The following is a 24817-nucleotide window of genomic DNA, read 5'->3' on the forward strand; positions in this document are numbered from 1 at the left end:
GGTGCTGTCCTCGTTCCTTGCGATTTACTGCGATCGGTGCGGTTCTTCCCGAACCACCCTGATGGTTTTGAGCGTTGGGTCAGCGGGATCCGGCAGGACCATGCCCGCTTCCACCCCGCTCCGGAGGTAATCGATGGCGGCTTTATTGATCCGCTCGCCGGGCAGCAGGAGCGGGATTCCCGGCGGGTAAGGCGTGGCCATCTCGGCGGCGATGCGGCCGGGGGCCTCTTCACACGGGATGACTTCCACCGGCCCGAAGAAGGCGTCCCGGGGCAGCATGACCGTCTCCAGGTAGAGCTCTTCCTCATCCGGAATGACGACGGCGGGTGGTCGGGGAAGGTCAGGTGCAGCTTCGGTAAGTGCGCGGAGTCCCGCGAGGAGGCGGTCCGCGGTTTCCTGGTCATCCGATACCGAAATAACGGCTTCCGTGCGGCGGTGGTCTGTGGTGCCCATGTCGATGCGGCAGTTTTCCCGCAGCCAGTCCGTGGCCTGGAACCCGCTGATGCCAAGGTTCGAGACGTCAATCATGATGTGCTGGATGTCCAGGTCGTGGGAGGCCTCGGCGTGCACAAGCTCCTCCTCGAGGACGTGGAGGCCGGGGAGGGCGTCGATGTCCCGGCGGAGCCCTCGCGTCAGCTCCAGCGCGTACTCGATCATGGCTTTGCCGTCCTGCACCATTTGCCGGCGCCAGCCGTCCATTGCCGCATACAGGAGCGTGTTGGCGCTGGTGGTGGAGAGGACGTCGGCGCACTGGTTCAGGCGGACCGGGTCCACCAGGTTGCCCTGAAGGTGGAAGACGGAGCCCTGCTCAAAGCCCAGCCCCATCTTGTGCACGCTGACCACGCAGATGTCGGCCCCGGCAGACATGGCCCAGGTGGGGGTGTCCTGATGGAAGGGCAGCTGCGCGCCCCAGGCTTCATCCACAATCAGCGGCTTGCCACGTTTATGGCAAATTTCGGCGATGGCCTCGATGTCGGCGCACGTGCCGTAGGGGGTGGGGCTCACGATGAGGGCAGCCGAGGCGTCCGGGTACCGCTGCCACATCTCCTCCACAACTTCCGGTGACGGCGGATGCGAAAGCTTCAGTTCGTTGTCCCACTTAGGTTTGATCCATCGCGGCTGCAAGCCGGAAAGCACCAGCCCGGAAACCACGGACTTGTGGGCGTCCCTGCTGATCAGGAGTTCGCCCTCGCCGCGGGTCACGGCCAGGATGGCGGCCTTGATGGACAGGGAGCTGCCGCAGGTGGTGAAGAAGGCCATGTCCGCACCCACGGCGTCGGCCATCAGCTCCTCGGCTTTGGAAAGGTAGCCGTTGGAGGACTGCCGGTCGTCCAGCCCTGAGGAGGCAACGACGTCGGACTTGAAGGCTTGCTCCCCCAGCACCTCCAGCACCCGGGGGTCAACGCCGCGGCCCTGGCGGTGGGCGGGCGGCGTGAAGCCGTAGCGCTCCAGTTTCTGGTGTTCAGCCAGGGCATCAAGCACCGGCGCTTCATTCTGGTCCATGCGGCCTCCTGATTCCGATGTTTACGAGTTCTGTTTGCTGGTCAGCAGTGACGGGTCGGCCACGTCCCGCAGCAGGGTGGCCGGGAGGCTGCTGACCTTGACGGCGTCGGCGATCACCCCGCAAAGGCTTCCGGTATTGGCGAAGGCTGTGCGCTGGCGGTCTGCCCCGGTCCCGCGGGCAAGAAGCTGGAACAGCAGGAATTCAACAGCGCTGAGCTCGCCCTGCTCCCCGAGCACCGGCTGGATGTGCTCCAGCAACGCCATGACCACCTCGAAAGCAGGCCGGGGCTGATTGGTCTGCGGGTCTATCAGCTCGGCGCCAAGCCCAAACCTGCCCGCCTGCCAGGAAGCGAGCCTCAGCTGCAAGGCCGAGACCGGCGCGGGTTCTTTGCCCCGGCGCCAATCCCGGGACGCCGTCTCCGCCAGACCCCGTACCAGGGCGGCAAGGAGGACGGCGTCATCCGCGTGGAGGCATACGTCCCCTACCCGGATTTCCACGGTCGGATGCCGGTGGCTGAGCCGGGCATCAAAATAAATCTGTCCCTTGTCCAGCAGCACTCCGGAACCGAGGATCTCCTCCACCTGCGCGTGGTACGCCTGCGCGGAACCGAAAATCTCGCAGGGACCGGCTGTTGGCCACCTGTTCCAGGCCTGGGAGCGGTAGCTCGCATAGCCGGTGTCCACGCCGTTGCTGAACGGGGAATTGGAGGTCAGTGCCATCAGAACCGGGAGCCAGATCCGGATCCGGTCCAGGATGGCAACGCCTTCCTCGTCCGACTCAACCTCCACATGCACGTGGCAGCCGCAGGTCAGCTGTTCCACGGCGGTCAGGCCAAACCGTTCGATCATCCGCTCGTAGCGCTGCCCCGGGGTGGCCGTGGACCGCACAGGCAGCGGCGAGGTTGCCAGCGCCACTGAACGGGCTCCGACGAAACGGGCTGTGGCATCGGCACTCAGGCGGCGCCTGGTGATGTCCTGCGCCAACTCCTCGAGGTTTGTCCGCGGAAGTGTGCAGGTCTCGATCTGTTCCTGCTTCATTTCGCTGCTGAGGCCATCGTCGTCGCTCAGGCTGTCCAGCACTTCACCCAGCGGCACTGCATGTCCGTCGACGTTATCGACGATCAGGAACTCTTCTTCTATACCTACCCGACGCATCATCGTAAGCTCGCACGTTCCGGCGATTCCGCGCATCGGACCCAGCCTGACGCATGCGGGAAACTGCTGTTATGTAATCCAGCCACATCGCTCCTCGGTAAGAAACCGGGGGGCTTATGCTTAACCTCCGCTACTACAGCATAGTAAGCATGCTTATTTCCTGGTCGCAAGCCAAAATGCCGCGGACGGCATGCACGGAGGCCACCGTCCTGGGGTGCGGCACCATCAGAAGGCGCTGGGCGGAACCTCAATATCCGCCGTCGGCACTGCTGAGGCAGCGAGGGCGGAAGCAGCGATGTGGGCGGAGGACAGCTGTGCTCCGCTCCCCTGCGCCCCGTTCACCTGGGAAACAGCGGGCGACGGCGGCGTGGCCTGCCACAGGCGGGACAGCAGCTTCCCGCGGGCTGCTTCGACGAATCCGCGGAACAGTCCGAAGTCTTCAGGGAGTTCTTCGGGGTGCCACTGGATGCCCATGGCGAAGGTGTTAGCAGGGTATTCGATGGCCTCCACCACCTGGTCCTCCGTCCAGGCAGCCGCAATCAGGCCTTCTCCCAGCTTGTCCACGGCCTGGTGGTGGGACACGGGCACCGGGCCCGGGGTGGCGCCAATCAGCTGCTCCAGCCGGGAACCCTGGCGGATTTCCACCTGGATCCTGTTGAACTCATATCCGCCCAGCTGGTAGTGGCCGGCACCGATGACGTCCGGCAGGTGCTGGTGCAGGGTGCCGCCGAGGGTCACGTTCAAAAGCTGTTCGCCCCGGCAGATGCACAGGAGCGGAATGTCCTGCCGGATTGCTTCACGGATCAGGGCCTGCTCCCACGCATCCCGTTCGGGCCGGGGCTTGTCAGTCTGGGCGTGGGCTTCCTGCCCGTAGAGGGCCGGATCAACGTCCCAGCCGCCGGGAATGACCAGTCCGTCCAGCCGGCTGACCAGCACTTCGATGACTCCGGGGACTGCCGGCTGGGGCGGAAGAAGGGTGGGTACGCCGCCTGCAGCGATGATCGGGGCGAGGTAGGTTTCGGGCAGGAATGCAGCACTGACAGTGCCGCATCCGTCGGTGCCCGCCTGCTCCAGATAGGTGGTGAGCCCGATGATGGGCTTTACTGCGGCGTCGGTTGTTTCCAAGGTGGTTCCTCCAGCTGATTTCCCTCGTTTAAGGATATGAGAGGGGGCTGGCTGGAATGTTTCGTGCAGGTCAAAAGCAGGTATCTTGTTGGTCACTTCCGGAGCTGGGAACTGCCGCCTCAGCCCGCAAAACCTTGACAAAACCTTGAGGCATTACTGGTGGGTAATTTGATGATCCCGATGGATAGTAAGGGGTGTCAGGAGACGGGCAGTGGCAGCAGGCAGGCAGCAGAACGCATCCCCGCAGGATCGTTTGCAGCCCATCATTCTCCTGGCGGAGTTTTGAAGTGGGCTCCGCCAGGTATCACCCACCACCTGCCCGCCTCCTGGCTCAGGTCCAGACGGCGAGGACGTTTGTCCCCTCGGGCCAGGGCGCACGCCCCCCAAGCGTCCCGGCGTCGTTATCCCCCCATAGCGGCGCCGGGACTTCCACCGACTCCTGGTACGCCGGCCGCGCCGGATGGTTCCGCCTCCGCGCTACGGCTTATCCTGCGCGGGACCAGGGCTGACGGCGGACCCCACCACGTGGGCGACTTTCGGGGAGAGCGGGCTGACGGCGAAGGTGAAACGCCGGCTGGACACCGGCCTGAAACCCGCCTCCTCGATGGCCGCAACAGTGTCGCGGTTGGGATGGCAACCCCCCGCTAGCCGTTGCCAGGCGGGAGTCAGGACGTCTTCCACCCTGCCGATCAGACTGTTGCCAGAGCGGACGTGCTCGTAGAACGCAAGGATTCCGCCAGGACGCAGGACCCGGCGGATCTCGGCCAATACCGGAGCCTGCTCGCTGACACTGCACAGGACGAGGCTGGCCACTACGACGTCCACACTGCCATCCTCTGCCGGAATGTGCTGGGCCACCCCAGCACGAACGCTCACTGGCACCGGTGCAGACTTGGCTTTGGTGGTGGCGATGTCCCGGAGATAGTCGTCCGGCTCAAGGGCCAGCACCTGCGTCATGGACCCCGGATACAAGGAAAACCCGGATCCGTCGCCCGCGCCGATTTCGACGACGAACCCGCGCAGTCCGGCCAGAAGCTCCCGCCGGTGTTCGGTTCCGCCGCGGCGGTTCACGCTGTCGACTGCCCGGGCATAGGCGCGGGCGAAGCGGGGATGCTGCAGTTCCGCCGGCCCGCGTTCCCGGGCGGGATTGGGGCCCGTGCTGCCGCCGCCTGTCATACTTTCCTTCTCAGTTTTCCTGGCTGACGCTGCCACCAAGGCTGGCGAGGGCCGCGCGAAGACGGGTGTCGGCGTCGTCCGCCACCTCGCGGACGGCTGGATTGTCGCTCAGCTGCACCATGGTCTGGGGATCGATGGCCTGGACGGTGGTTTCGGAGGCGCCAGCCCCGCTGCGGACCACGACGTTGCACGGCAAGAGGGCACCCAGGGCCGGTTCGGCGGCAAGGGCACGGCTGGCGAGCGCGGGATTGCAGGCGCCCAAGATCACGTAGTCGCCAACGGAGGCCGCAGCTTCCGCACCGAGCTTGGCTTCAAAGGTTGCACGGACATCGATCTCCGAAAGGATCCCGAAGCCCTGACTGGCCAGGGCCTCCCGCGCCTGCTGCATGGCGTCGTCCCACGCAAGCGGCACGGTAACAGTGTGCGTGTAACCCATGATGCCTCCTCAGTCGCCCAGTCCTGCGTACCCTCGCAAGGTACAACCCCGGGGGTGTATTGGCTATGGGTGGGGAAATGCCGCTATGGGCAGTAAATTTTGCCGTTGCTGGTGTCATGCCACAGCACTATGTCCGACGATGCCTGCGTCTGGTCTGAGTATGTTGCCGTGACCCGGACGGTCAGCCGCCCTTGGTAGAAGCTGTCCCTTATGATCTGGGACGCCCCCGTGAGCGTGATTGACCCAGTGGATCCCGCCACACTGACTTCTGATCCTGAGTAAGCGGTTGCGATGCCGCCGTTCGCTTGGACTGCACCATACGTGAGCGCAGCGATGCTTCTCGGAGCGGAGACGCTAAGGGTCGCGGTCTTCTGCGGGCTGTCGTTGAGGCAGGTCACTGGGGACACCGCCGGGCCGGGCCAGTTTGCTGCAGCGGTGACCGTCATTGTCGCCGTCGCGCTTTGCTGCCACAACGCGGACGCGGATGCTCCGCCAAAGCCGAGCAGCACAGTCAGGACAAAAGCACCTATTGCGGCGGAAGCACCTGGAAGCCCCTGGAACCGCCGCATCATCCGGCCCCTGCCACGGGGTCCTGCCGCCGCGACGTCCGCACCGACTTCAAGACCAGAAGCGCACCGTAACCCATGAGGCAAATGGCCGCGACGGTGGTCCATAGCCCGCGGTCGGCATTGCCCAGGGCATTGGCCAGGAAGCCAACGTAGGGAACGGCATAGAACAGCTTGCCTTTGACCTGGATTTCACGGACGGGCTCAGTATCGGTGGCGCCGTTGTTGTCACCCTTGGTGATCAGTGTCTTTTCACCTGTTTGGGTGGCGCCGAAGCCTACGACGCGGTGGGTCTCAACCTCTGGCCGTCCCGAGTAAAGCTGGAACGTGATCACATCGCCGTACTTGAGTTCGCTGAACGGCGCCGGCTTCATCACCAGGAAGGTGCCGGGCGGAAATTTGGGTGCCATGGAGTTGGTCAGCACGGTGTACGTGTGCGACGCCGTCACCACGGGCACCACAATCAGGACCGATGCAGCGAACAGCGCAACGAGCATTGCGGCCAGGCTGGCCATGCGTCCCAGGAGTGCCAGTGCGTGCGCACCGGTGCTTTTCTCCTTCGAGTACGACGGCGATGCAGCCTTCGGTGCGTCCGGAACGGAAGCGGCGCCTTGAGTCAGCGGGCGTTCGGTAAGGTCAGCAGCCATCTGGCACCCCGCACTGACGAACGGTGAGCGGAAGGGTGATGTTCACTGCTTGTCCTTTCACGGTGGACGGCGCGGACGGGCTGAGGGCTACCTGGAAACACAGGACGGTGGAGCCCGCTTTGGGAACAGGTGGTGATGAAAACCCCGCGGCCTGCAAGGGTGCGTACCCGCTGCTTGTGCTGCAGTCGCCAGTTGAGGCTGCGGTTTTAGCGTTGACGCTCAGGTATTGGGCCAGGGATCCCCCCGAGGCGTTCGCGACCGTGGGCTGCCCAACGGTGGCCACAGTGTTGAAGGTTCCGCCGGCGTCGGTGCTGTTGGTGACAACCACGCCGCCATGGACCGAGGTTCCGGGCAGCAGCGCCGAACCCGGCGTGAGGGCCACATTCGCCGGCCGGCCGTCCGGGAGGGTCATGGTGGTGACCTGCCCGGACGGAGCAGCCGTGAGATTGACGGTAAAGGAAGCGGAGGAAACAGCTCCCGGGGATGCTACTGCAGTGGCACCCCAGAGGGCGTAGGTGCCCTGGACTGTCAGGAGGCCCAAAATCACTGCTGCGGCAATGAGGCCCGCCGCCTGCAGTGTGCGCTTGATGCGCATGGAGTCCTCCTGGACCTGGTTAGTTGCTACTTATGGCAGGTGGCAGCCAGGCCGCCCGCCCGTTCTGCTAGGACTGCTTGGGGACGAGACCGGCTCCAGCTACTACCTGCTGGAGCGTGAAGCCAACATTGCCAAAGTTGTAGGTTTTGTTGACGTCCACCTGTCCCGAGGTGCTCGCGAGGAACTCGAAAGTAATCGTGGCGGTAACCTTCTGGACATCTGCCGACTGCGTCAGGTGGTTGGCAATTGGGGCGCCGCCGGCTGTGAGGCTCGGACCGGTGACGACGACGTTGCTTGAAATGAAGCCGTTCTGCTCGCCGGTACCGAGGGCCGTGATGCTGGCCGCCATCTTGTCGCCCGTCAGCGTAACGTCGACGTCCTGGGTGAAGGTGAGCTTGTCGCCCGGGACCACCCGATAAGCGCTGATGTCATCGATGGTGTTGTTGGCGCGGTCCTTCCAGACTCCTGCCGCGGTCTTCGCCATATCGAGGTTTCCGGCCGTGATGGTCCCCGGAGCTGCCGACACCGAATCGTTCCATGCCGCCAGTGTCCCGCCTCCGCCGAGCAGGAGTGCTGCGCCTACGGCGATGGCGGCGGTGCCTTTGATCAGGGTGCTGTTCTTCATGGTGTGTCCCCTCAGACTTTTGTGTGTTTCTCTAACTGGGGACTACTCTGCAAGGCCAATCTCAGGAGCGGATATGGGATTTGATCAAGGTTCCCGCAAGAATAAAACAGCAGGTCAGAGGCTGGTAAGCGCTATCCCAAAGCGGCTGAAAAAACTGCCGTCCCGCCTGCCGCCGCAGCCCCAAACACCTGGGCTTGGAGACCCTATGGGGACGCCGCAGACCCGAATCCCCCGGGCCGTCCCGGCTCGTACAAATCGATGATGGGCAGGTGCCCGTCGGTGCGGATGGCGTCCCCTCCCCCGTTGCGGTGATGGTAGCCGCTGGAGTAGTTCAGGATGACGTGGACCGATTCCACGGCGTCGGCCGCCTGCAGCGTGGCGATGATGAAGTCGCGCTCCTCGTCGGTCCGGTCGGCGATCTTGTGCGTGATCTGGAACGTGAAAAGTGACAGGCCCACACTGCGGTCGTACGTTCCGGCGCCGACCCAATCCACGGACAGACCGCCGGGCAGCATCCACCCGGCCGGACATTTCCAGAACCGGACGTGGTGGCGTTTGCGCGGGTTGCCGTCGATTTCGCGCTGGAAGGCCAGGTCCTGCCGGTTGCCGAAGACGTAAAGCCAGCTGACCGGGGCCGCGGGATAGCTCCGGCCCAGGACAGTTGAGGTCAGAGTGTGCCAGGCGGTGGCGGGGGTGATGGGGTCGGCCTCCACCCAGCCTGCGGTGCGCATTGCCCGCCGCAGCTCCTCCTTCGTTCCCACCACGGCCAGGTTTACTGGGTCGCCGAGTACGCCGTCGCCCGTCCTTGCCCTGCCAATGAAGTAGTCGGGAATGTAGAGGCCGCTCAAAATCTTGTGGATGCGCGGCAGCAGGGCGTAGGCCAGGATCAGCCACACCGGCAGGAACACCCACGCCTGCTCCGGACCGCGGGTGAGCCGGGACAGCAGGAAGAACCACACCGCCCACCCCACGGCGACGGTGACCACCAGGTACAGCAGCCGCTGCAGCACCGCCAGAACGGTGGCCCACCTGCTTTGCCGGCGCTCCTGCACACTGCTCAAGCGGGAATGGTCAGGCTCGTCCGGAACAGCCTGCGAGCCCCCCGCGCTGTAGTCCCCCACGTTCGAGTCGCCCAAACCAGGAGTCACGGCTGCCCAGGGTTCAGCTGCTCAACGATGATTCGCGCCGTCTCAGAATCACCCAAAATCCTGAAGTGACCTGCAGTGGGCAGCTCGATGTTGGTGGCGCCGGGAAGAATGCTGCCTTCCGGGATATGGGGATCAAACGGTCCGTAGATGGAAGTAATGCGGCTGTTGATGGTTTCCTCGCGGGCCAGCTCAAGCGTCAGGGCGTTGCTGGGGGAAAATATCCGCAGGGTGGGCAGCAGCATGTACTTTGCGTAGCGCGACCCGGAGAACGGCGTGCATACCGTGACCATCCGGGAAATACGGCGCTCGGGGTCCAGGTTCAGCATGGTGTACTTGCCGATCAGCCCGCCCTTGCTGTGCGCCACTATCGCTGCGTCCTGCAGTCCCGCCTCTTCAAGGTGCTGCGCCACCATCCGCGCCGCCACGGGAACGTCCAGTTTGTTCCGCTGCAGCACCGTGACCACATGGACGGGATGGCCTTCGTCATGGATGGCCCGGATGAGCGGCATCATGAACTGCCAGTTTTCGTACACGCCGGGAATGATCAGCACAGGGCTGCGGTGGCCCTGGTGAAAGGACCCCGGCTGCACCCGGGACACCATGCCCTGGACCTGGCAGACCGCGGCGTAGACATAGTCCTGCGCCCACCACACGGCTTTCTGCAGCGGACTGATGCGAGTGCTCACGTCCCGTTCACCCATCTGTCGAGGATATCGCCCTCAGGCTCGTTACCCGCTAATCCCGCTTCCAAACAGGCCGGACCGACGCGGCGGAGTACCGTCGTCAGTAGTTCCGCCGGTGCTTTAACCGCGGGATGACGACGGCGAACACGGCCGCCGCCGCAAACCCCAGGATGCCCGTGGCTGAGACCCCCGCGCCCAGGCTGGCAACGGCGGTCACCCCGGAGAGGAGGACGGGACCGCCGGTGGATCCGGCGTCGGCCATGAAGCGCCACAGCCCCAGAAACTGCCCGCGGCCGCGGTCCGGCGAGAAGTCCGCTCCCAGTGTCATCACCAGCCCGGAGCTGATCCCGTTGCCGAAGCCGATCAGCAGCGCCGCCAGCAGCAGCCCTACAAAGGACCCGGTGAGCGGAATCAGGAGCAGTGCTGCACCCATGAGCAGCGTGGAGGGGACGGCAACGAACTGCCGGCCCTTGCGGTCCATGAGCTTTCCGGCGGGATAGAACACCAGCATGTCGATCGCCCCGGAGAGCCCGTAAATGAGGGAGGCGGACGTCGCGTCCATGCCGAGGTGGTCGGCCCAAAGCGGGATCACCACCTGCCGGGACGAGCGCAGGGCGCTGAGCAGGAGGACCGCCACGCCCAACGAAAGGAACACCCCGCTGTGGGACACCGCGACGCTCCGCAGCGTCGGCTCCGGACCTTTGTGTCCGCCGTCGGGCGTTGGCTCAACAGCCAGATCCGGAATGGTGAGGGACAGCAGGGCGGCGGCCGCCATGGCAAGGACGCCCACCCAGTAAGCGCCGCTGATGCCGGCAATCTGCATCACGGCCGCACCCAGGAACGGGCCAATGAACACCCCGATGCGGTTCACGCCGCCCAGGGTGGACAGCGCCCGGGCACGGAACTCCACGGGCACCGCTTCGGTGAGGTACTTCTGCCGGGCCAGGCCGAACACCGCCCCGGACATTCCGACGACGGCCATTGCCGCAGCGAGCAGCCACAGCCCGTCGGCAACCAGTGGGGTCAGTCCGGCGGCAGCGAGCGCAAGGCCGGCGGCGACGGCGGCACCCACAATGGACCAGCGCTCACCGAATTTCAGGGTCACCAGGGAGGCGGGCAGGTTGAAGAACCAGGACCCCAGGCCGATCAGCGTAACGATCAGTGCTGCGACGGCCACCGAAGCGCCCAGATGGCGGGCGCTCAGGGCCACAACCGGCAGGATGGCGCCCGTGCCGATGCCATAGAGCAGCGTGGGCCCGAACGCAGCCACCGCGATGCCACGCAGGCTGAAGGGCTGGGGGTCGTCCGGGGAAGTCATCAGATTTATCCTATGGCCGGCCCAGCCGTGCGGTTGGGCTGCCGCCCACAGCCCGGATCCGTGAGCGTGATTAAACGGCTGCTCTTTCACGTCCCCGCAAAGAATTCAGGGGTCACAAATGCCGCCGGGAGGAGTAGCGTTCGCCTTATGGGGCGCTGTCCCGCGCCCGTACCAAACGGGAGGTCTTTCGATGGGTGAAGTGTGGATCCGCACGCTCGGCAACGGGCTGGTCCGGGCAGACAGAGTCACCGAAATTTCATCCACCCGGGGATCCCTTCAGGAGGACCAGGGCTATTCGTTGAAGGTTGTGGTGGACGGCAAGGGCCACGTGCTAATTGATGATGCCCACCTGCAGGGCAGCCTGGCCGACCGGCTGGAATACGCCCGGCATGTGGAGGACGCTTTGCTGCTGGCGATGGATGAGGCCAGGGAAAGTGACACCGCTGTGGTCATCTCCTACGAGCCGGAGCGCGAGCGCTGGTCCGCGGCGCCGGTCACGGTGTTAACCGGAAGGCTTCCCGAAGCTGTGAGCTGACCGGCACCTGCTGCCGTCAGCGGCCTGTGGGGTCACGGAATAAGCATCCCAATCGGTGTAATAAATACGTAACTGTTGCATGGGTCACATCTTGCACCTACTCTGGTTGAGGCTTAAGAAACAGGCCATAGCAAGAAGCTGCAGCGTCGCAGCCAATGCCGGGGAAGGCTTTACAACTTGAATTCCAAGCTGAACATTGTTGTCCGTGTAGATCTCGACCACGCTCGTGCACAGGTGATTGCAAAGGGGCACATCACCATTCACAGCGTCAACGCACTGTATGTAGTAGTCAAGCGCGCCAATTCCCTGCGGGAAGGCCTGGGCGTGGAACTGGATATCACCCACGCGTACGTGGACCAGGATGCTTTGGAGATGCTCCATTCTTCCTCTGAGACCCACCACTTGCCGGCCAGGATTGATCCGCAGCAGGCACCGTGCACCATCAGTGTCCTTGCGCCGCGCAATCCCGCCCGCAGGACGCACGCGCCTGCATTGATGGCCGCATAGACGTCCCGGGCAACGGCACCCGAAGCGCCCCGTCGTCGGGCCAGGCTGCCAGCCAAACTCTTTCTTCTGATTTTCCACTGGCTGTGGGTGCGGTTGTATCCGAATAGACGGATAGCTGCACTCACAGTTGAGTGGACACCCTTCACGCCCTGGCAAGCAAGCCGCGCCGGACGCATAGTCACTGTGCAGCAGGGCGGAATCTGGCGGCTGCGCAGCAGCTTCATAATCAGCCGCCCTGGCAGCCATGACAAAACCTGTTATATGCGTTTTAAGACATGAATGAAACGTGTCACACGCCGTAGATTAACGGCGGCGATTCCCGTACGCTGACCGAGTCAGCGCTTGGGGGGTTGGCGGACACCTGGGTGGGGTCCGCGGGGCAGACCGAGCAGGAAACATCCCCCTCCTATCGGTCCAAGGCAAGGTCTCAGCTATGAACTCTCCCTCTTCGCGCGTGCGCAAAATCGCTATGTTCGCCTCCGCTCCCCTCGCTATCCTCATCGCCGGCGGCATGGTCTGGCAGGGCTCCCAGGCGGCCTTCACCGCTCAGACCCGCAATGCGGGCAACTCCTGGAGCACCGGCAACGTGGTGCTCACGGATGACGACCTCGGAGCAGCAGCGTTCACCGTGGAAAACATCGTTCCGGGCCAGACAGGGCAGAAGTGCATCGTGGTCACCTCCCAGTCCAACGTTCCGGGCGAAGTCCGCGCCTACACCCAGAACCTCATCACCTCCCGCGGGATGGAGAACCGGATCTTCTTTGACCTGGAACAGGGCACCGGCGGCACCTTCAACGACTGCACCGGCTTCACTCCCACGGCCAACACTGTGCCCGAATACCCGCTCTCAACCCTTGCTGCAGTCAACCGGGACTTCGCTACCGGCGGGGCTGCCTGGAAGACTGCAGGAAAGCCCGGAGAAACGCAGAGCTACCGCGGCACCTGGCGCTTCGACACCACCGGCCTGAGCCAGGACGAGGTCAACGCACTGCAGGGCGCCCGCGTGGGCATCGACCTGGTCTGGGAACTGCAGTCGGACAACGCCCCCACCCCGGCGCCGTAACCCAGGTCGACAGGCAACAGCGGCGCTGTGAACCGGGAGAGGCCCGGGTCCTCCCCGGTTCTCTCCCGGGGAGGACGCTTGTTTTCCGCGGACGGCTGGCCGCTTTTTTTCGCGTCCCTGGCGTCCCGGCTCTATTTGGGCGTCCTGCTGAGCCTGTCCCTTTTTGCGGTGCTGCCTGTCCTTTTCGGCTGGCACGGCACTGTGGTGCAGAGCGGTTCCATGGAACCGCACATTTCTCCGGGGGACATGGTGCTGGCGGCGCGGCTCGACCCATCGCAGCCCGTGCCCGTCGGCGGCGTGGTGGAGTACCGCAGTCCGGCGTCGGCCGAACCCGGCGGGGTGGAAAAGATCCGGCTGCACCGGATCGTGGCCGCCAACACGGACGGCACCTTCGTCACAGCCGGCGATGCCAACACCAGCGTGGACAGCACTCCCCTGGACCGTGGGCAGATTACCGGCCAGGCCCGGCTGCTCGTCCCGTCGATCGGCCTGCCCGGCCTCTGGCTGGGCACCGGAAAATTCCCCGCTCTGGCCTTCTGGTCCGTGCTGACGCTGCTCGCCGTCGTCGCCGCCCTTTTCGGCTGGGCGCCGAAGGAGCCTTCCGCGGCAGGAGCCGGTGACGGGAACGACGGCGGGGACGGCGACCCCGGGTCGGACGACGGCGGCACTCCCCCGCTGCTGCGGGCCGGCACTGCCGCCGGTATTGTTGCCGCCTTGACCACCCTGGTGATCGCGGGAGCGGGCGCCTTCTCAGCCGCCGCGTTCACTGCCACCACCGCGAGCGCCGCCAACACTTTCAGCGCAGCACCGGACTGGACGCCGCCGTCGGTCACCCTGGCCAACCCCGGCCCGACCCTCCGCGGCGCCACCGTAGTAACGGCAGAGGCCAACGATGCCGAAACGGGCGTGCGCAGCGTCACCGTCGAGTACGCCGCCGCCGGCAGCAACACCTGGGTTGCACTGTGCACGGTGACCACTGCCCCCTACTCCTGCCCGTGGAATACGCCCGGGGTTCCGGACGGGCAATACACCCTGCGTGCCTCGGCAACGGACAACGCCGGCCTCACCGCAACATCCGCCACCGTGTCCACCACCGTGGCCAATACGTTCTCCGTTGTCCTGAACGATCCCGGCGAGGTTGTCCGCGGAACCACAACCCTCAGCGCTTCCCTCTACAGCCCAGGCACCAGTACCTACTCGGTCCGGGTGGAGTATTCACTGGCAGGAACCAACCGCTGGAGCACCCTCTGCTCCAACCTTGCAGCCCCCTACAACTGCGCCTGGAACACCGCACAGTTCGCCAATGACTTCTATGACCTGAGGGCAGTTGCCGTCTCCGGAACTGTCACCAGGTATTCGGAAACCGTCACCGATGTCCTGGTGGACAACGGTGCACCGGCGGTCACCCTGACTGATCCGGGCACCGCCCTCCGTGGAACCACTACGTTCGCCGCTGCCGCCTCGGATCCACACTCCGGCGTGGCGAACGTGCAGTTCCAGTACCTGCGCTCCGGCACGTCCACCTGGATTCCCCTGTGCACAGTGGAAGAGTCGCCGTATTCGTGCCGGTTCGATACCACCACCATCGCAAATGGAACATACAGCTTCCGGGCGGTAGCCACGGACGAGGCCGGAAACAGCGCCGTGTCCACGGTGGCCGCCAGCCGGACGGTGGACAACACTGTCGCTTCCGTTTCAGTAGAGGATCCGGGCGCCTACCTCACCGGCACCGTGGCGCTGAAGGCGGCCGCCAATTCGACGGCGGGCATCGCCAAGGTGGAGATCCAAACGGCACCGGCGGGCGCAGCAACCTGGACCACCCGCTGCACTTTGGCTGCTGCACCGTTCTCCTGCACCTGGGACACCACCGCTGCGGCCGACGGCCTCTACGATTTCCGCGCCGTACTCACCGACGCCGCCGGCAGGGTGACCGTCTCCGCAACCGTGTCCTCCCGCAGGGTGGACAACAGCCCCCTGAGGGGAGTGGATATCCAGGCGGACAACCGATCAGGCGTGGCAGGCAAACTTGACGCCGGCGACGTCCTGGCCTTCACCTACAGCCAACCCATTGATCCCGCTTCCGTTGTCCCCGGATGGACCGGTGCCGCGCTGCCCGTCACCGTCCGGCTCAGGGACGGGAACCTGCTCGGACTGGGCAACAGCGGCGACACCGTTGACGTCCTGAGGAACGGGTCTGCCGTCAACCTGGGAGCGGTCAACACCAGGGGGAATTTCGTCAAGAACCGCTCCGCAACGTCCATCAACGCCACCATGAGCGCCGCAACGGTCACCATAGCCGGAGTTCCCCGGACGGTCGTGACAGTAACCCTGGGCAGCGCTGCCAGCGGCGCCAACAACCTGCGCATCTTCGGCACGGCCGCCACCATGGTGTGGAGCCCGACGGCGGCGGTCACCAGCCCGGCAGGGGTAGCCACGTCAACGGCTCCGGTCACGGAAACCGGTGCGCTGGACAGGGATTTCTGACCGGCACGGCCCTGGTCGGCTGGCTGGTACTCCACCGGCTCCAGGTCGTCTGCGAGCGGGGCGCGGCTGAAAACGCGCCGGGGCGTCATTCCTAAGACCAAGTGTCATCCTTAGGATCGAGCCGGCCGGACTTGCGCTCGATAAACTCACAGGACACTACCGGCACTTTTTGGGGAACAGCCATGAGCGAAGCACTCGTCCACATTGACCAGTTCAGGATGGATTTCGGGGACAGGACTGTCATCCGGGATCTGTCCTTCGACGTCGGGCGGGGTGAGACGTTCGGGTTCCTGGGCAGCAACGGGTCCGGCAAGACCACCACTATCCGCGCCCTGCTGGGTATTTACCAGCCCACCGCGGGGATCCTGCACATCGACGGCAGGCCCTTCCGGCCGGAGGACGGCGGCCGGCTGGGCTACCTTCCGGAGGAGCGCGGGCTGTACAAGAAGGAAAAGGTCATTGACGTCATGACCTACTTCGGCCGGCTCAAGGGCCTGGACCGGAACGCCGCCAAAACCTGGTCGCTCGAGTATCTGGAGCGGGTGGCCCTGGCGGACAAGGCCGGGGCGCAGCTGGACAAGCTTTCAGGTGGCCAGCAGCAGAAGGTGCAGCTCGGCGTGACCATCATGAATGATCCGGAGCTGCTGATCCTGGATGAGCCCACCAAGGGGTTTGACCCGGTTAACCGCCGGCTGCTGATGGACATCATCGACGGACAGAAGGCCAAGGGCGCCACCGTGGTGATGGTCACCCACCAGATGGAGGAAGTGGAACGCCTTTGCGACCGGGTCATCCTGCTCAAGAACGGTACCGCCGAAGCCTACGGAACCATCGATGAGGTGCAGAACCAGTTCGGCGGCCGGATCATCCGGGTCAAGCACAGCGGCCCCATCCCCGCTTCGCCGCGCTACACCGTCACCGTGAACGAAACAAATTATTCCGAACTGTCCATCGGCGACGACGCCGACGAGGCTGACATCCTGCGGGAGCTCGTGGCCTCCGGCGTAGCAGTGCGCTCCTTCGCCACCACCAAAATTTCCCTGGAAGAGATCTTCATCAGGGTGTACGGCGACCAGAACAGGGCCGGCGCGGAAACCTACGAGATGGCAGAGGCATAACCCGCATGGCACAGCACAACCTCAGCACAGTGGTCACCTTCGAGTTTTTCCGCACCATCGGCAAGAAGCGCTTCTGGGCGGGGACCCTGGCCGTACCCATCATCATGGCAATCGTCTTTGGCCTGCTTTTCGCTTCCAACAGCGCAACCGACACCGCGGCCGACGCGCAGAAGAGCGCCGAATTCACCATCTCCTACACGGACGCGTCCGGGCTCATCCCGCCGGAACAGGCAGCGGTGTTCGGAGCGACGACGGCGGCTTCCGCAGAGGACGGGGTGGCGGCTGTCCGGTCCGGGCGCACCGACGCCTTCTTCGACTTCCCCGCGGACCCGGCCACGAACGCGGTCAAAGTCTATGGAGCGGACCAGGGTCTGTTCGAGAACAACAAGTACTCCGCCGTCGCGCAGGCCATGCTCACCCAGGCGGTCAATGCCCGCATCGGATCACCTGAGCTCTCTGCCCTGGCCGGGACTGATGCCACCATCGACATGAAGACGTACCACGACGGGGTGGAATCCGGCGGCTTTAACTCTGCGGTGCCGCCGTTGTTCTTCCTGGTCATCTTCTATGGCCTGATCATCCTCCTCGGCGGGCAGATGCTGAGTTCCACGCTGGAGGAGAAGGAGAACCGGGTGACCGAGATGATCCTGACCACCCTGAAGCCCACAACCCTCATCAGCGGCAAGGTCCTGGCGCTGTTCGCGATCGGGCTCCTGCAGATGGTCATTTTCACGTCCCCGGTGGTGATCGGGTACCTGTTCTTCCGCGAGCAGATCAACATTCCGGACCTGGACCTTTCCGCGCTGGTCTTCGAACCGGCGCCCATGATTACCGGATTCCTGATCCTGGTGGGCGGATTCGCCCTGTTCACCAACACCCTGGTGGCGATCGGCGCGGTCATGCCCACGGTCAAGGAAGCGGGAAACTACATGGCCGTGATGATCGCGCTGATCTTCATTCCCTTCTATGCAGTGTCCCTGATCTTCTCCAACCCGCAGGCGCTCATTGTGCAGGTCTTCACGTACTTCCCGTTCTCAGCGCCCGTCACAGCGCTGCTGCGCAACGGCCTGGGTTCGCTGGGCGTCGTGGAAGCAGCCATCGTGATCGCGATCCTGTACATCGGAGCCGTCCTGATGTTCTTCCTCGCGGTCCGGCTTTTCCAGTACGGCTCCATCTCCTACGCCTCGAAGGTCAACATCAAGACGGCGCTCAGCAGCGGCCGCCGCCTGCCGGCAGCCACCGGCACCACAGCGCGCTGAAAGCGGCAGACGGGCATAAGATTTCATCCATGAGGATAGCCGTCGCAGGGGGAACCGGGACTGTTGGCCGCCACGTGCTGGAGGTGGCCAAAGCGCGCGGCCACGAGGTGGTGAGCCTCAGCCGTGCGGAGGGCGTGGACCTGGTGAACGGCCGCGGCCTGGCGCAGGCCCTGCAAGGGGTGGAGGCGGTCATTGACGTCTCCGGCGTCCAGACCCTGTCCACCAAGAAGGCCGTGGACTTCTTCACCAACGCCACACAGAACCTGCTGGCTGCCGAGAAGGAGGCCGGTGTGAAGCACCACGTGGCGCTCTCCATCGTGGGAATCGACGGCGCCACGTCCGGCCTGTACGCCGGGAAGCTGGTGCAGGAGGATGAGGTGCGGCACGGTGGCGTCCCCTGGACTCTGCTCCGTTCCACCCAGTTCCACGAGTTCGTGCCGATGGCCGTCAAAGCGGCCGCAGCGGGCCCGCTGGTGATCGTCCCGAAAATGTTCACCCAACCCGTGGCCGCCAGGGAAGTGGCCGAGGCCCTCGTGAAGGCAGCCGAGGCAGGTCCAAAGGGCCGGATCAGTGACCTGGGCGGACCGCGGACAGAACAACTCGCAGGCCTGGTGCGGATGTACCTGCGGAAGACGGGGCAGCGGAAACGGCTGGTGACCGTGCCGGTGCCGGGCCCAACCGGCAAGGCCATGCGCGGAGGTGCGCTGATTCCGGCGCCGGGTTCCGCCGTCGGACGCCAGACGTTCGTTGAGTGGCTGGAAACCCTTACCCGCGAACCTTCCTGATCCCCCGGTGCCGTCCCGCCGGGGCACTGTTCCCTGCCGGGTGGATCCGGTGCCAGTGCCTGCGGGGATGGCTGATGTCGTGGACAGCAGGAGGGGCCGCCGATGCCACCACCGAGGATCCTCTCCGGCGGCGGCGCAACCGCAGGAGCACCAATACCGTCAGGCCCACCCAGACAAAAGTCGCACCGAAGATCAGGACCAGCGACGGAATCGCGTTCATGATCAAGCTTAGGCCCGGGTCCGTCGGCAAGCCCTACTCGTTTCCTGCACGCTGACTACGTGGACCGTTCAGCCGGTGTGCAGAAGGTGGGTCAAAACTTCGCGGATCCTGCGTGGAAATCGGCGCCCTGCTGTCCGGGCGGACCGCAGACTTTAACCAGGGGATCACTCCGGTCTCCTTTTTTGTGTGCCTGTCCCCCGCCGTCGCCCTTAATGCAGGCCGCAGCCCACCGCTTGGAGGTCCAGTGAAACTGTTCAGATACGTCGTGTGTTTCGCCGTGATGCTTGCGTGGGTGCTGCCCGCCGCCGCGGCACCGGCGCAGGCCGCGACTCCCGTTATCACGCTCAGCCCTTCTTCCGGCCCTGCGGGCACCTCCGTGACGGTCACCGGAACCGGATTCCCAAAGAAGGCGGCCGGGAGCGTCAGCGCAGGAACCAACAGCGCGCCCTTCAAGACCAGTGCCTCCGGCTACTTCACGGCGGCTTTGGTGATGCCTGCGACAGCTGAGCCCGCCATCACCGTCCATGCCGCAACCACGACGGCGGGCGCCTCCGCAGCGTTCACGGTCACCTACAGCTCCCCCTCCCCCGTTGAGGAAACACCTCCTGCTGATCCGGCCCCGTCACCTGCGCTCCCCGGCCCGACGGCACCGGCCGCGTCCACCCTGCGGTTCGGCGTCGGCACTCCCGGCGGGCCGCTTGCAGGAGGAGAACTGGACGAGGTCACTGCCCTTGCGGGTGAAGCGCCTTCCATCATCCTGTCCTACAAGGACTTCAACCAGGCTCCCCCCATCACGGAACTGGAGGCGGTTCGCACCCGCGGCGCCCTCACCCTGCTGACCTGGGAGCCCTGGGTGTGGGGCGGCGGAACATCACAGCCCGCGTTCTCCCTGAACAGGATCACCGCCGGGGATTTCGATCCCTACCTGCGCCAATGGGGCCAGGCCCTGGCCAGCTGGGGCCACCCGGTGATGCTGCGGTTCGGCCACGAAATGAACGGCAACTGGTATCCATGGTCGGAGCAGGTCAACGGCAACAGCGCAGGCGACTACGCGGCCGCGTGGCAGCACGTGCACAGCGTCGTGACAGCGGCCGGTGCCGGCAACGTCAGCTGGGTGTGGAATCCCAACGTCCCCTATTGGGGATCAGTACCGCTGACTGGCCTGTATCCTGGTGCCGCCTATGTGGATGCCGTAGCCCTCGACGGGTACAACTGGGGCACCTCCGCTTCCTGGAGCACCTGGGTTTCCCCCTCCCAGCTCTTCGGCGATGGCCTGTCCCAGCTTCGTGCCCTGGCCCCGGGGAAGCAGATCCTGATTGCTGAAACGTCCTCCGCCGAATCAGGCGGCTCCAAGGCAGACTGGATCACCGCCCTGGTGGGCTACCTTGCCGCCCAGCCTGACATCACGGCCCTGACCTGGTTCCACTACAACAAGGAAACCGACTGGCGGATCAACAGCAGCACCTCGTCCGTGGACGCGTTCCGGCAGGCCCTGGCCGGCCGCCGCTGACAAAAGCAAGTAGTCCCTGCGCGGGGCGGGAAAAGTAGAGTACCGGCTACTCGTGCCCTCCCCCGGCCAACCTCGTAAGTTCGATGAAAGCCCGCGCTGGTGCGGGGCGGAGCGGATGTTTACGGGGGCAGAAGCGTGGCTATACAACCAGCGGCCGGGACCCGGCGGATGCAACGTCCGGGGTTCCTGCTGGACCTGATCACGGGTACGGAGACCGATCTGGACTCGTTGCAGCGGTTGGCGGAGGCCGGCGCGCTGGCCCTCGGCGGGTCGGGTCAGGTGGAGTGTGGCGCCGTGCTGGCGCGTGTGGCCGGCCCACCCGAAACTGCAGGCAACACGTTCGACGCCGCAGGCTGGGCGGCCTCCGAGGACCGGCACGGCGATGGACCCCTGACCCAGGCGATGAGCGCGGCGGAGCTGGTGATGGTCGACGACGGCACATCATCCAGGTGGCAGGCGTACCGGCGGCGGCTGGCGGCTTCGGGCTATGGCGGAGCGTTGGCTGTTCCGCTGGGACTTGAGGACCGATCGTCCTGCGCGCTGCTGTTCCTGGTCCGTAACGCCGCGACGCTGACGCGGGAGTTTGAGGCCGAGGCCACCCGGTTCGCTGACATGGCATCCCAGAGCCTGCGGTTGGCCCTTGAAGTGCGCAGCGTCCGGTCAGCCGGGGACAACCTGAAGAATGTACTGGAGAGCCGCACCTCCATCGATGTGGCGTGCGGTGTCCTGATGGCACAGAACAGCTGCTCCTATCCGGAGGCTTTCAGCAAGCTGGCGGGCGTCTCGCGGCAGCGGAACCTGAAGGTCCGGAGCGTCGCCGAGAACATCATCAAGGCGCTGGCCGGCGGCATATCGGCCCGCTTCGAGCCGCCGGCCGTGGCATAGCGGCAGGGAGCCTCAGATGGGTATTGGCACATATTGCCTGCGGGCATCCGCACACTTCCCCCTTTTGGCTGTTGCACGGCGCAAGTGTCCGCGAGGATTCCAGCATGTGGACTAAACAGAGCCAGAGCTTCTGCCACGCATGTGGCAGGACCACCAAGCATGTGACGCACTTTAACAAGGACGACGCCGGCACGCTCGTTGCCAGCGCACGTTGTGCTGAGTGCCCGCAACCGGGCGCTTCCGCAGAGCACCGCGTGCCCGCCCCGCAGTGGTCATCCCATAGCGTCCCGGCTGTCTGAAGTCTCAGGCGGCGTTACCCCGCAGGCCCCGCGGGCGCGCTATCGGTTGAAAAGGTGTATGTCCACTGGGAGGTGGCTCCGGCTGCCAGTGAATACTTGGGAAGGGCACGGGCAGTGACAGTGACAGTGCCGGAGCCTGGAAGCACGCCGGACCCAAGAACTTTTCCGTCCCTCAGGTATTCCACGCCCTTCGAAGAGGGGACTGTGAAGGTGTCCTTTTTGACGCCGTCTTTGTCGGTGAAGGTCACCGCTTCGGGAAGCACAATGCCGGAAGGCAGATCCGCAGTGGAGAGGTCGAGTGCTTTGGCGGCGTCAACCAGCCCGTGGCCGCAGCCTTCGGGGCAACCACCGGACAGGGGCCGGGCCGTGGATTCGAGGCGTTTCTCCACCATCTCGGGCGTGTATTTGCTGCCCACCTCGGACATCAGGAGGGCAGCGATCCCCGCCACATGGGGGGCTGCCATGGACGTGCCCTGCATGAAGGCGTAGGCCTCAAGCCCGGGTGTGGTGGAGCCGAAGTTGGAGGTGGAGAGGATTCCTTCAACGTACTCGTTTTTGATGTCACCGCCTGGCGCCGTCACGTCCACATCGTCGCCGTAATTCGAGTAGGGGGCTCGTGCGCCGTTTGGTCCGGAGGCGGCGACTGTGATGACTTTCCTGCAGTTTGCCGGGCTCATGCGTGAGGCCGGGCGGTTCGAGTTGCCGGCGGCGACCACCACGGCTGCCCCGGCTTTGTTAGCGAGGCTAATAGCGTTCTGCAATGTCGAGGAGCAGGGACCGTCACCGCCGACGCTGAGGTTGATCACGCGTGCGGGGTTGGGGTTGATCGGCAGCGCGGCCACTTGCCCGCCTGCGGCCCAGACAATGGAGTCGGCCACGTCTGACTCGTAGCCGCCGCAAGCGCCCAGGGCGCGGACAGGAAGCAACCTGGCTTCAGGTGCCACACCTGCGATGCCGTCACCGTTGTTGGCGACGGCGGCGATCGTCCCCGCCACGTGTGTTCCATGCCAGGAAGACGTACCGTCCTGACCCCCGACACCGCACTGGTCCGCGGCGAACCAGTCCCCCTCGTCCCGCGGGTCGGCGTCCCGCCCATCCCCGTCCCGTGCGTTGGCGGCATCAACGATCATGTCGAAGCCGGGCAGGACCCGGGAGTCCAGTTCGGAGTGGCTGGTGATTCCGGTGTCAACCACCGCCACCACTGTCCCCTCGCCGCGGTTGACATCCCAGGCCCCGGGGACCCGGATGCCGGCGGCGTCATCCCACAAGTTCCACTGGACCTGGTATCCGGGATCGTTGGGAGCCTCCGCTGTTGGGTACATTTTCATGTCCGGCTCGGCGTAGGCCACGCCGGGTACGGAACGCAGCTCTGCCAGGAAGGCGTCGGCTTGGGCGCCGGAAAGGGGGCGGCTGGTTTTCACCACCTGCGTGCCGGCGGCGGTGTCCTTGACGTTTTGGGCGTTGATACCCAGCCTCCCCGCAGCCATCTGTGCAGCCTCGGACGTCACCGCCGACTCTGACGCAGTACCGGGGCCACCTTGGATGCCCACGATGAACTGGTCAGTGGCCGGGTCCACAGCAGGAGCCGCTGCCCGCGGCGGAGTTTTTCGGATGTTGTCCAGTTCGTTGTCGGCCTGGGCAGGAAGGGCGGCCAGGGTTGTATGCGCGAGGACGGCGGCCAAGCTAAGGGCGACGGCGGTGCGGGGGCTGATCCTGTGGGTCATTCGCGGACATCCTTCAAGGACGGGCGCCACGCACTCGGTGCTGACGCGCTGACAGAGTCACCCCCGGCCCGAGTCTAGCCACAAGCAGGAGAGGGATGAAGGGGCAGCGGCAAATATCCCTGTCCCGGCGTGGGCGGGATCGTGGCGCCGGGGTGGGTGTCCTCCGACGACGAAAGCAGCGCCTGCCCATTTCCGCGCTCCGGTGTGGTGCCGTAGCCTTGGAGGGATATCTGCTGCCGGCGGACGGACACCTGGGAGGGTTCCATCCGAAGACCCGGGCAGACATCCGTTCCCCATCGGTCTCACATAAGGTCAACATCGTGAAAACTGCCTCTCCCCAGGGGACCACCCTTGGCCCGCTCGAGGACCTCGGCTGGACTACTCTTTCCATCACCGTGGCCCTTGCCTTGCTGCCCGCATTGGGTGTGAAGGCACTGGGCCAGTCCATGTTCCCGAAAGCTGCCAAGGCGTCCAACGCCGAGGAACGCCACTACCTGATCCAGTAGCGCCCGGAACCGCCGGGGCGGCAGCAGGGGTGCAGACGCGCGCTCCCGGCCACCCTTATCATCAGGGGACGCGCAAGTTTGCGTTCCAAGGAGGCCCCTGATGAGCAGACGCTGGTTCTACCGTTTAGCTCTGCTGCCGGCCATCCTGTCCGCGGCCCTGGCGCTCGGTTCCTGCGGCGCCCCTGCCGGCCCGGCCCAGGTCGGTACGGAAGGCACCAGCCAGCTTCCCACACCACCCGAGAGCGCCGAGCCCCCGCCTCCGCCGTCCAGCCCTGTGTCCGGAGTCCCCACGGAAACACCCGGCCAGGGCAGCCCCTCCCCTGTGCTTTCGACCTTTTCCGGAACCTGGGAGGACGTTCGTTACTCCTTCGACCACCCGGCAGACTGGACGGTTCAGGACATCACGCCGGAGAGCCCTGAGGGCTCAGGTAGCGTGTCGGTCACAGGCCCGGACGGAACGCTCAAGGCCGCCCTCACCATACTGATCGCATGGGGAGCAGAGTGCCCCTGCGTAGAACGCCCTGCCGTACACCTCGGGGACCTGGCAGGGAAAGCTCCACTGTCAAAATCAGGGCGCTTCGTGGTCCGGTCGATGGCCATGGACCTGACCGGATTCCCGCAGGACCGTAACGACAATGGCTGGCCGGACAATGTCAGGGTGGTGACGTCCCTGACTTCCAATACCGCCCCGGCGCCAACCGCCCTGATGCCGCGGCTGATGTACGGACTGGGCCTGGTTGATACAGGAGTCGTTGCCCCCAACGGAATAACCCACCGGACCATACTCTTCACCTCCAACCAGGACTTCGGCACACTCGCGGAAGCGCAGGCGTATGCGGAGTCGGATGAGCACCGGAAAGTCCAGGAGATGATTGCCTCCTTCCGGGAGGGCAGCGCCTAGGACAGCCAAACGGGTTTTCAGTGACCGCCGCTGTGGTTGCCCGT

General features: G+C 65.0%; 24 protein-coding genes. 11 read left to right on the top strand and 13 right to left on the bottom strand.

All coding sequences use genetic code 11. From position 1 onward, the window contains the following. Positions 1–24 precede the first annotated feature (24 nt). The 11 genes from CXX84_RS19455 to CXX84_RS03280 all read right to left on the bottom strand — a co-directional run bounded on the left by CXX84_RS19455 (position 25) and on the right by CXX84_RS03280 (position 10977). The gene (locus tag CXX84_RS19455; RefSeq protein WP_102975242.1) at positions 25–1503 is read right to left on the bottom strand and encodes an aminotransferase class I/II-fold pyridoxal phosphate-dependent enzyme; all 1479 of its coding nucleotides are present in this window, start codon (positions 1501–1503) and stop codon (positions 25–27) included. A gap of 21 nt (positions 1504–1524) precedes the next feature. Further along, entirely contained in the window at positions 1525–2694 is a 1170-nt protein-coding gene (locus CXX84_RS03230; RefSeq protein WP_223252932.1) for a glutamate--cysteine ligase, read from the bottom strand. A 189-nt stretch (positions 2695–2883) separates the two neighbouring features. Then, positions 2884–3783, bottom strand: a complete 900-nt coding sequence (locus tag CXX84_RS03235) for a gamma-glutamyl-gamma-aminobutyrate hydrolase family protein (protein ID WP_102975244.1) — start codon at positions 3781–3783, stop codon at positions 2884–2886. 477 nt (positions 3784–4260) lie between these two features. Then, positions 4261–4959, bottom strand: coding sequence for a class I SAM-dependent methyltransferase (locus tag CXX84_RS03240; protein WP_102975245.1), 699 nt, complete (start codon positions 4957–4959; stop codon positions 4261–4263). A gap of 10 nt (positions 4960–4969) precedes the next feature. Continuing rightward, positions 4970–5395 (bottom strand): DUF302 domain-containing protein, encoded by a 426-nt coding sequence (locus CXX84_RS03245; protein WP_102975246.1) that lies wholly within the window; start codon positions 5393–5395, stop codon positions 4970–4972. Positions 5396–5963: 568 nt separating this feature from the next. Beyond that, positions 5964–6608: a signal peptidase I gene (locus tag CXX84_RS03255; protein WP_102975247.1), complete on the bottom strand. Its 645-nt coding sequence runs from the start codon at positions 6606–6608 to the stop codon at positions 5964–5966. Next, on the bottom strand, positions 6598–7203 hold the full coding sequence (locus CXX84_RS03260) for a hypothetical protein (RefSeq protein ID WP_102975248.1): 606 nt from the start codon (positions 7201–7203) through the stop codon (positions 6598–6600). The genes CXX84_RS03255 and CXX84_RS03260 overlap by 11 nt, the downstream gene beginning before the upstream one ends. A 67-nt stretch (positions 7204–7270) precedes the next feature. Continuing rightward, positions 7271–7828 (bottom strand): alternate-type signal peptide domain-containing protein, encoded by a 558-nt coding sequence (locus CXX84_RS03265; RefSeq protein ID WP_102975249.1) that lies wholly within the window; start codon positions 7826–7828, stop codon positions 7271–7273. 203 nt (positions 7829–8031) lie between these two features. Continuing rightward, positions 8032–8880, bottom strand: coding sequence for an LssY C-terminal domain-containing protein (locus tag CXX84_RS03270; RefSeq protein WP_223252952.1), 849 nt, complete (start codon positions 8878–8880; stop codon positions 8032–8034). 92 nt (positions 8881–8972) lie between these two features. Beyond that, the gene (locus CXX84_RS03275; RefSeq protein WP_102975251.1) at positions 8973–9677 is read right to left on the bottom strand and encodes an esterase/lipase family protein; all 705 of its coding nucleotides are present in this window, start codon (positions 9675–9677) and stop codon (positions 8973–8975) included. Between the two features lie 82 nt (positions 9678–9759). Further along, positions 9760–10977, bottom strand: a complete 1218-nt coding sequence (locus CXX84_RS03280; protein ID WP_102975252.1) for an MFS transporter — start codon at positions 10975–10977, stop codon at positions 9760–9762. A gap of 190 nt (positions 10978–11167) precedes the next feature. On the opposite strand from CXX84_RS03280, the gene CXX84_RS03285 reads away from it, so the two are divergent. The 7 genes from CXX84_RS03285 to CXX84_RS03315 all read left to right on the top strand — a co-directional run bounded on the left by CXX84_RS03285 (position 11168) and on the right by CXX84_RS03315 (position 18728). Then, positions 11168–11512 (top strand): hypothetical protein, encoded by a 345-nt coding sequence (locus CXX84_RS03285; RefSeq protein ID WP_102975253.1) that lies wholly within the window; start codon positions 11168–11170, stop codon positions 11510–11512. Between the two features lie 177 nt (positions 11513–11689). Then, on the top strand, positions 11690–12019 hold the full coding sequence (locus tag CXX84_RS03290; RefSeq protein ID WP_102975254.1) for a hypothetical protein: 330 nt from the start codon (positions 11690–11692) through the stop codon (positions 12017–12019). 433 nt (positions 12020–12452) lie between these two features. Beyond that, on the top strand, positions 12453–13082 hold the full coding sequence (locus tag CXX84_RS03295) for a hypothetical protein (RefSeq protein ID WP_146031809.1): 630 nt from the start codon (positions 12453–12455) through the stop codon (positions 13080–13082). A 78-nt stretch (positions 13083–13160) separates the two neighbouring features. Next, positions 13161–15566, top strand: coding sequence for an Ig-like domain-containing protein (locus tag CXX84_RS03300; protein WP_102975256.1), 2406 nt, complete (start codon positions 13161–13163; stop codon positions 15564–15566). A gap of 182 nt (positions 15567–15748) precedes the next feature. Further along, a complete protein-coding gene (locus CXX84_RS03305; protein WP_102975257.1) occupies positions 15749–16684 on the top strand; it encodes an ABC transporter ATP-binding protein in 936 nt (311 codons plus the stop codon). A gap of 5 nt (positions 16685–16689) precedes the next feature. Next, entirely contained in the window at positions 16690–17943 is a 1254-nt protein-coding gene (locus tag CXX84_RS03310; protein ID WP_102975258.1) for an ABC transporter permease, read from the top strand. Positions 17944–17972: 29 nt separating this feature from the next. After that, positions 17973–18728, top strand: coding sequence for an SDR family oxidoreductase (locus CXX84_RS03315; RefSeq protein WP_102975259.1), 756 nt, complete (start codon positions 17973–17975; stop codon positions 18726–18728). On the opposite strand, the gene CXX84_RS18920 is transcribed toward CXX84_RS03315, so the two are convergent. Continuing rightward, positions 18709–18948, bottom strand: a complete 240-nt coding sequence (locus CXX84_RS18920; protein WP_146031810.1) for a hypothetical protein — start codon at positions 18946–18948, stop codon at positions 18709–18711. The genes CXX84_RS03315 and CXX84_RS18920 overlap by 20 nt on opposite strands. A gap of 250 nt (positions 18949–19198) precedes the next feature. On the opposite strand from CXX84_RS18920, the gene CXX84_RS03325 reads away from it, so the two are divergent. Together CXX84_RS03325 and CXX84_RS03330 are read left to right on the top strand one after the other, a co-directional pair. After that, positions 19199–20458 (top strand): glycoside hydrolase family 26 protein, encoded by a 1260-nt coding sequence (locus tag CXX84_RS03325; RefSeq protein WP_411266186.1) that lies wholly within the window; start codon positions 19199–19201, stop codon positions 20456–20458. Between the two features lie 135 nt (positions 20459–20593). Then, positions 20594–21343: an ANTAR domain-containing protein gene (locus CXX84_RS03330; protein WP_223252933.1), complete on the top strand. Its 750-nt coding sequence runs from the start codon at positions 20594–20596 to the stop codon at positions 21341–21343. A 313-nt stretch (positions 21344–21656) separates the two neighbouring features. Here CXX84_RS03330 and CXX84_RS03335 read toward each other — a convergent pair whose 3' ends face one another. Beyond that, entirely contained in the window at positions 21657–23366 is a 1710-nt protein-coding gene (locus CXX84_RS03335) for a S8 family peptidase (protein ID WP_102975262.1), read from the bottom strand. Positions 23367–23686: 320 nt separating this feature from the next. Between CXX84_RS03335 and CXX84_RS18925 the strand changes: the two genes are divergently transcribed. After that, positions 23687–23872 (top strand): hypothetical protein, encoded by a 186-nt coding sequence (locus CXX84_RS18925; protein ID WP_146031811.1) that lies wholly within the window; start codon positions 23687–23689, stop codon positions 23870–23872. A 100-nt stretch (positions 23873–23972) separates the two neighbouring features. Beyond that, a complete protein-coding gene (locus CXX84_RS03345) occupies positions 23973–24773 on the top strand; it encodes a hypothetical protein (protein WP_102975264.1) in 801 nt (266 codons plus the stop codon). The last annotated feature ends 44 nt before the right edge of the window (positions 24774–24817 follow it).

It is taken from the genome of Arthrobacter sp. AFG7.2 (genome assembly GCF_002892835.1).
GTDB lineage: Bacteria > Actinomycetota > Actinomycetes > Actinomycetales > Micrococcaceae > Arthrobacter.

Coding starts and splice junctions, on each gene's coding strand:
- CXX84_RS03260 (WP_102975248.1), bottom strand. CDS start 7,203: ATGCGCATCAAGCGCACACTGCAGGCGGCGGGCCTCATTGCCGCAGCA.
- CXX84_RS18920 (WP_146031810.1), bottom strand. CDS start 18,948: ATGAACGCGATTCCGTCGCTGGTCCTGATCTTCGGTGCGACTTTTGTC.
- CXX84_RS03305 (WP_102975257.1), top strand. CDS start 15,749: ATGAGCGAAGCACTCGTCCACATTGACCAGTTCAGGATGGATTTCGGG.
- CXX84_RS03240 (WP_102975245.1), bottom strand. CDS start 4,959: ATGACAGGCGGCGGCAGCACGGGCCCCAATCCCGCCCGGGAACGCGGG.
- CXX84_RS03275 (WP_102975251.1), bottom strand. CDS start 9,677: ATGGGTGAACGGGACGTGAGCACTCGCATCAGTCCGCTGCAGAAAGCC.
- CXX84_RS03315 (WP_102975259.1), top strand. CDS start 17,973: ATGAGGATAGCCGTCGCAGGGGGAACCGGGACTGTTGGCCGCCACGTG.
- CXX84_RS03285 (WP_102975253.1), top strand. CDS start 11,168: ATGGGTGAAGTGTGGATCCGCACGCTCGGCAACGGGCTGGTCCGGGCA.
- CXX84_RS03280 (WP_102975252.1), bottom strand. CDS start 10,977: ATGACTTCCCCGGACGACCCCCAGCCCTTCAGCCTGCGTGGCATCGCG.
- CXX84_RS03345 (WP_102975264.1), top strand. CDS start 23,973: ATGAGCAGACGCTGGTTCTACCGTTTAGCTCTGCTGCCGGCCATCCTG.
- CXX84_RS19455 (WP_102975242.1), bottom strand. CDS start 1,503: ATGGACCAGAATGAAGCGCCGGTGCTTGATGCCCTGGCTGAACACCAG.
- CXX84_RS03230 (WP_223252932.1), bottom strand. CDS start 2,694: ATGCGCGGAATCGCCGGAACGTGCGAGCTTACGATGATGCGTCGGGTA.
- CXX84_RS03255 (WP_102975247.1), bottom strand. CDS start 6,608: ATGGCTGCTGACCTTACCGAACGCCCGCTGACTCAAGGCGCCGCTTCC.
- CXX84_RS03310 (WP_102975258.1), top strand. CDS start 16,690: ATGGCACAGCACAACCTCAGCACAGTGGTCACCTTCGAGTTTTTCCGC.
- CXX84_RS03295 (WP_146031809.1), top strand. CDS start 12,453: ATGAACTCTCCCTCTTCGCGCGTGCGCAAAATCGCTATGTTCGCCTCC.
- CXX84_RS03265 (WP_102975249.1), bottom strand. CDS start 7,828: ATGAAGAACAGCACCCTGATCAAAGGCACCGCCGCCATCGCCGTAGGC.
- CXX84_RS03245 (WP_102975246.1), bottom strand. CDS start 5,395: ATGGGTTACACGCACACTGTTACCGTGCCGCTTGCGTGGGACGACGCC.
- CXX84_RS03335 (WP_102975262.1), bottom strand. CDS start 23,366: ATGACCCACAGGATCAGCCCCCGCACCGCCGTCGCCCTTAGCTTGGCC.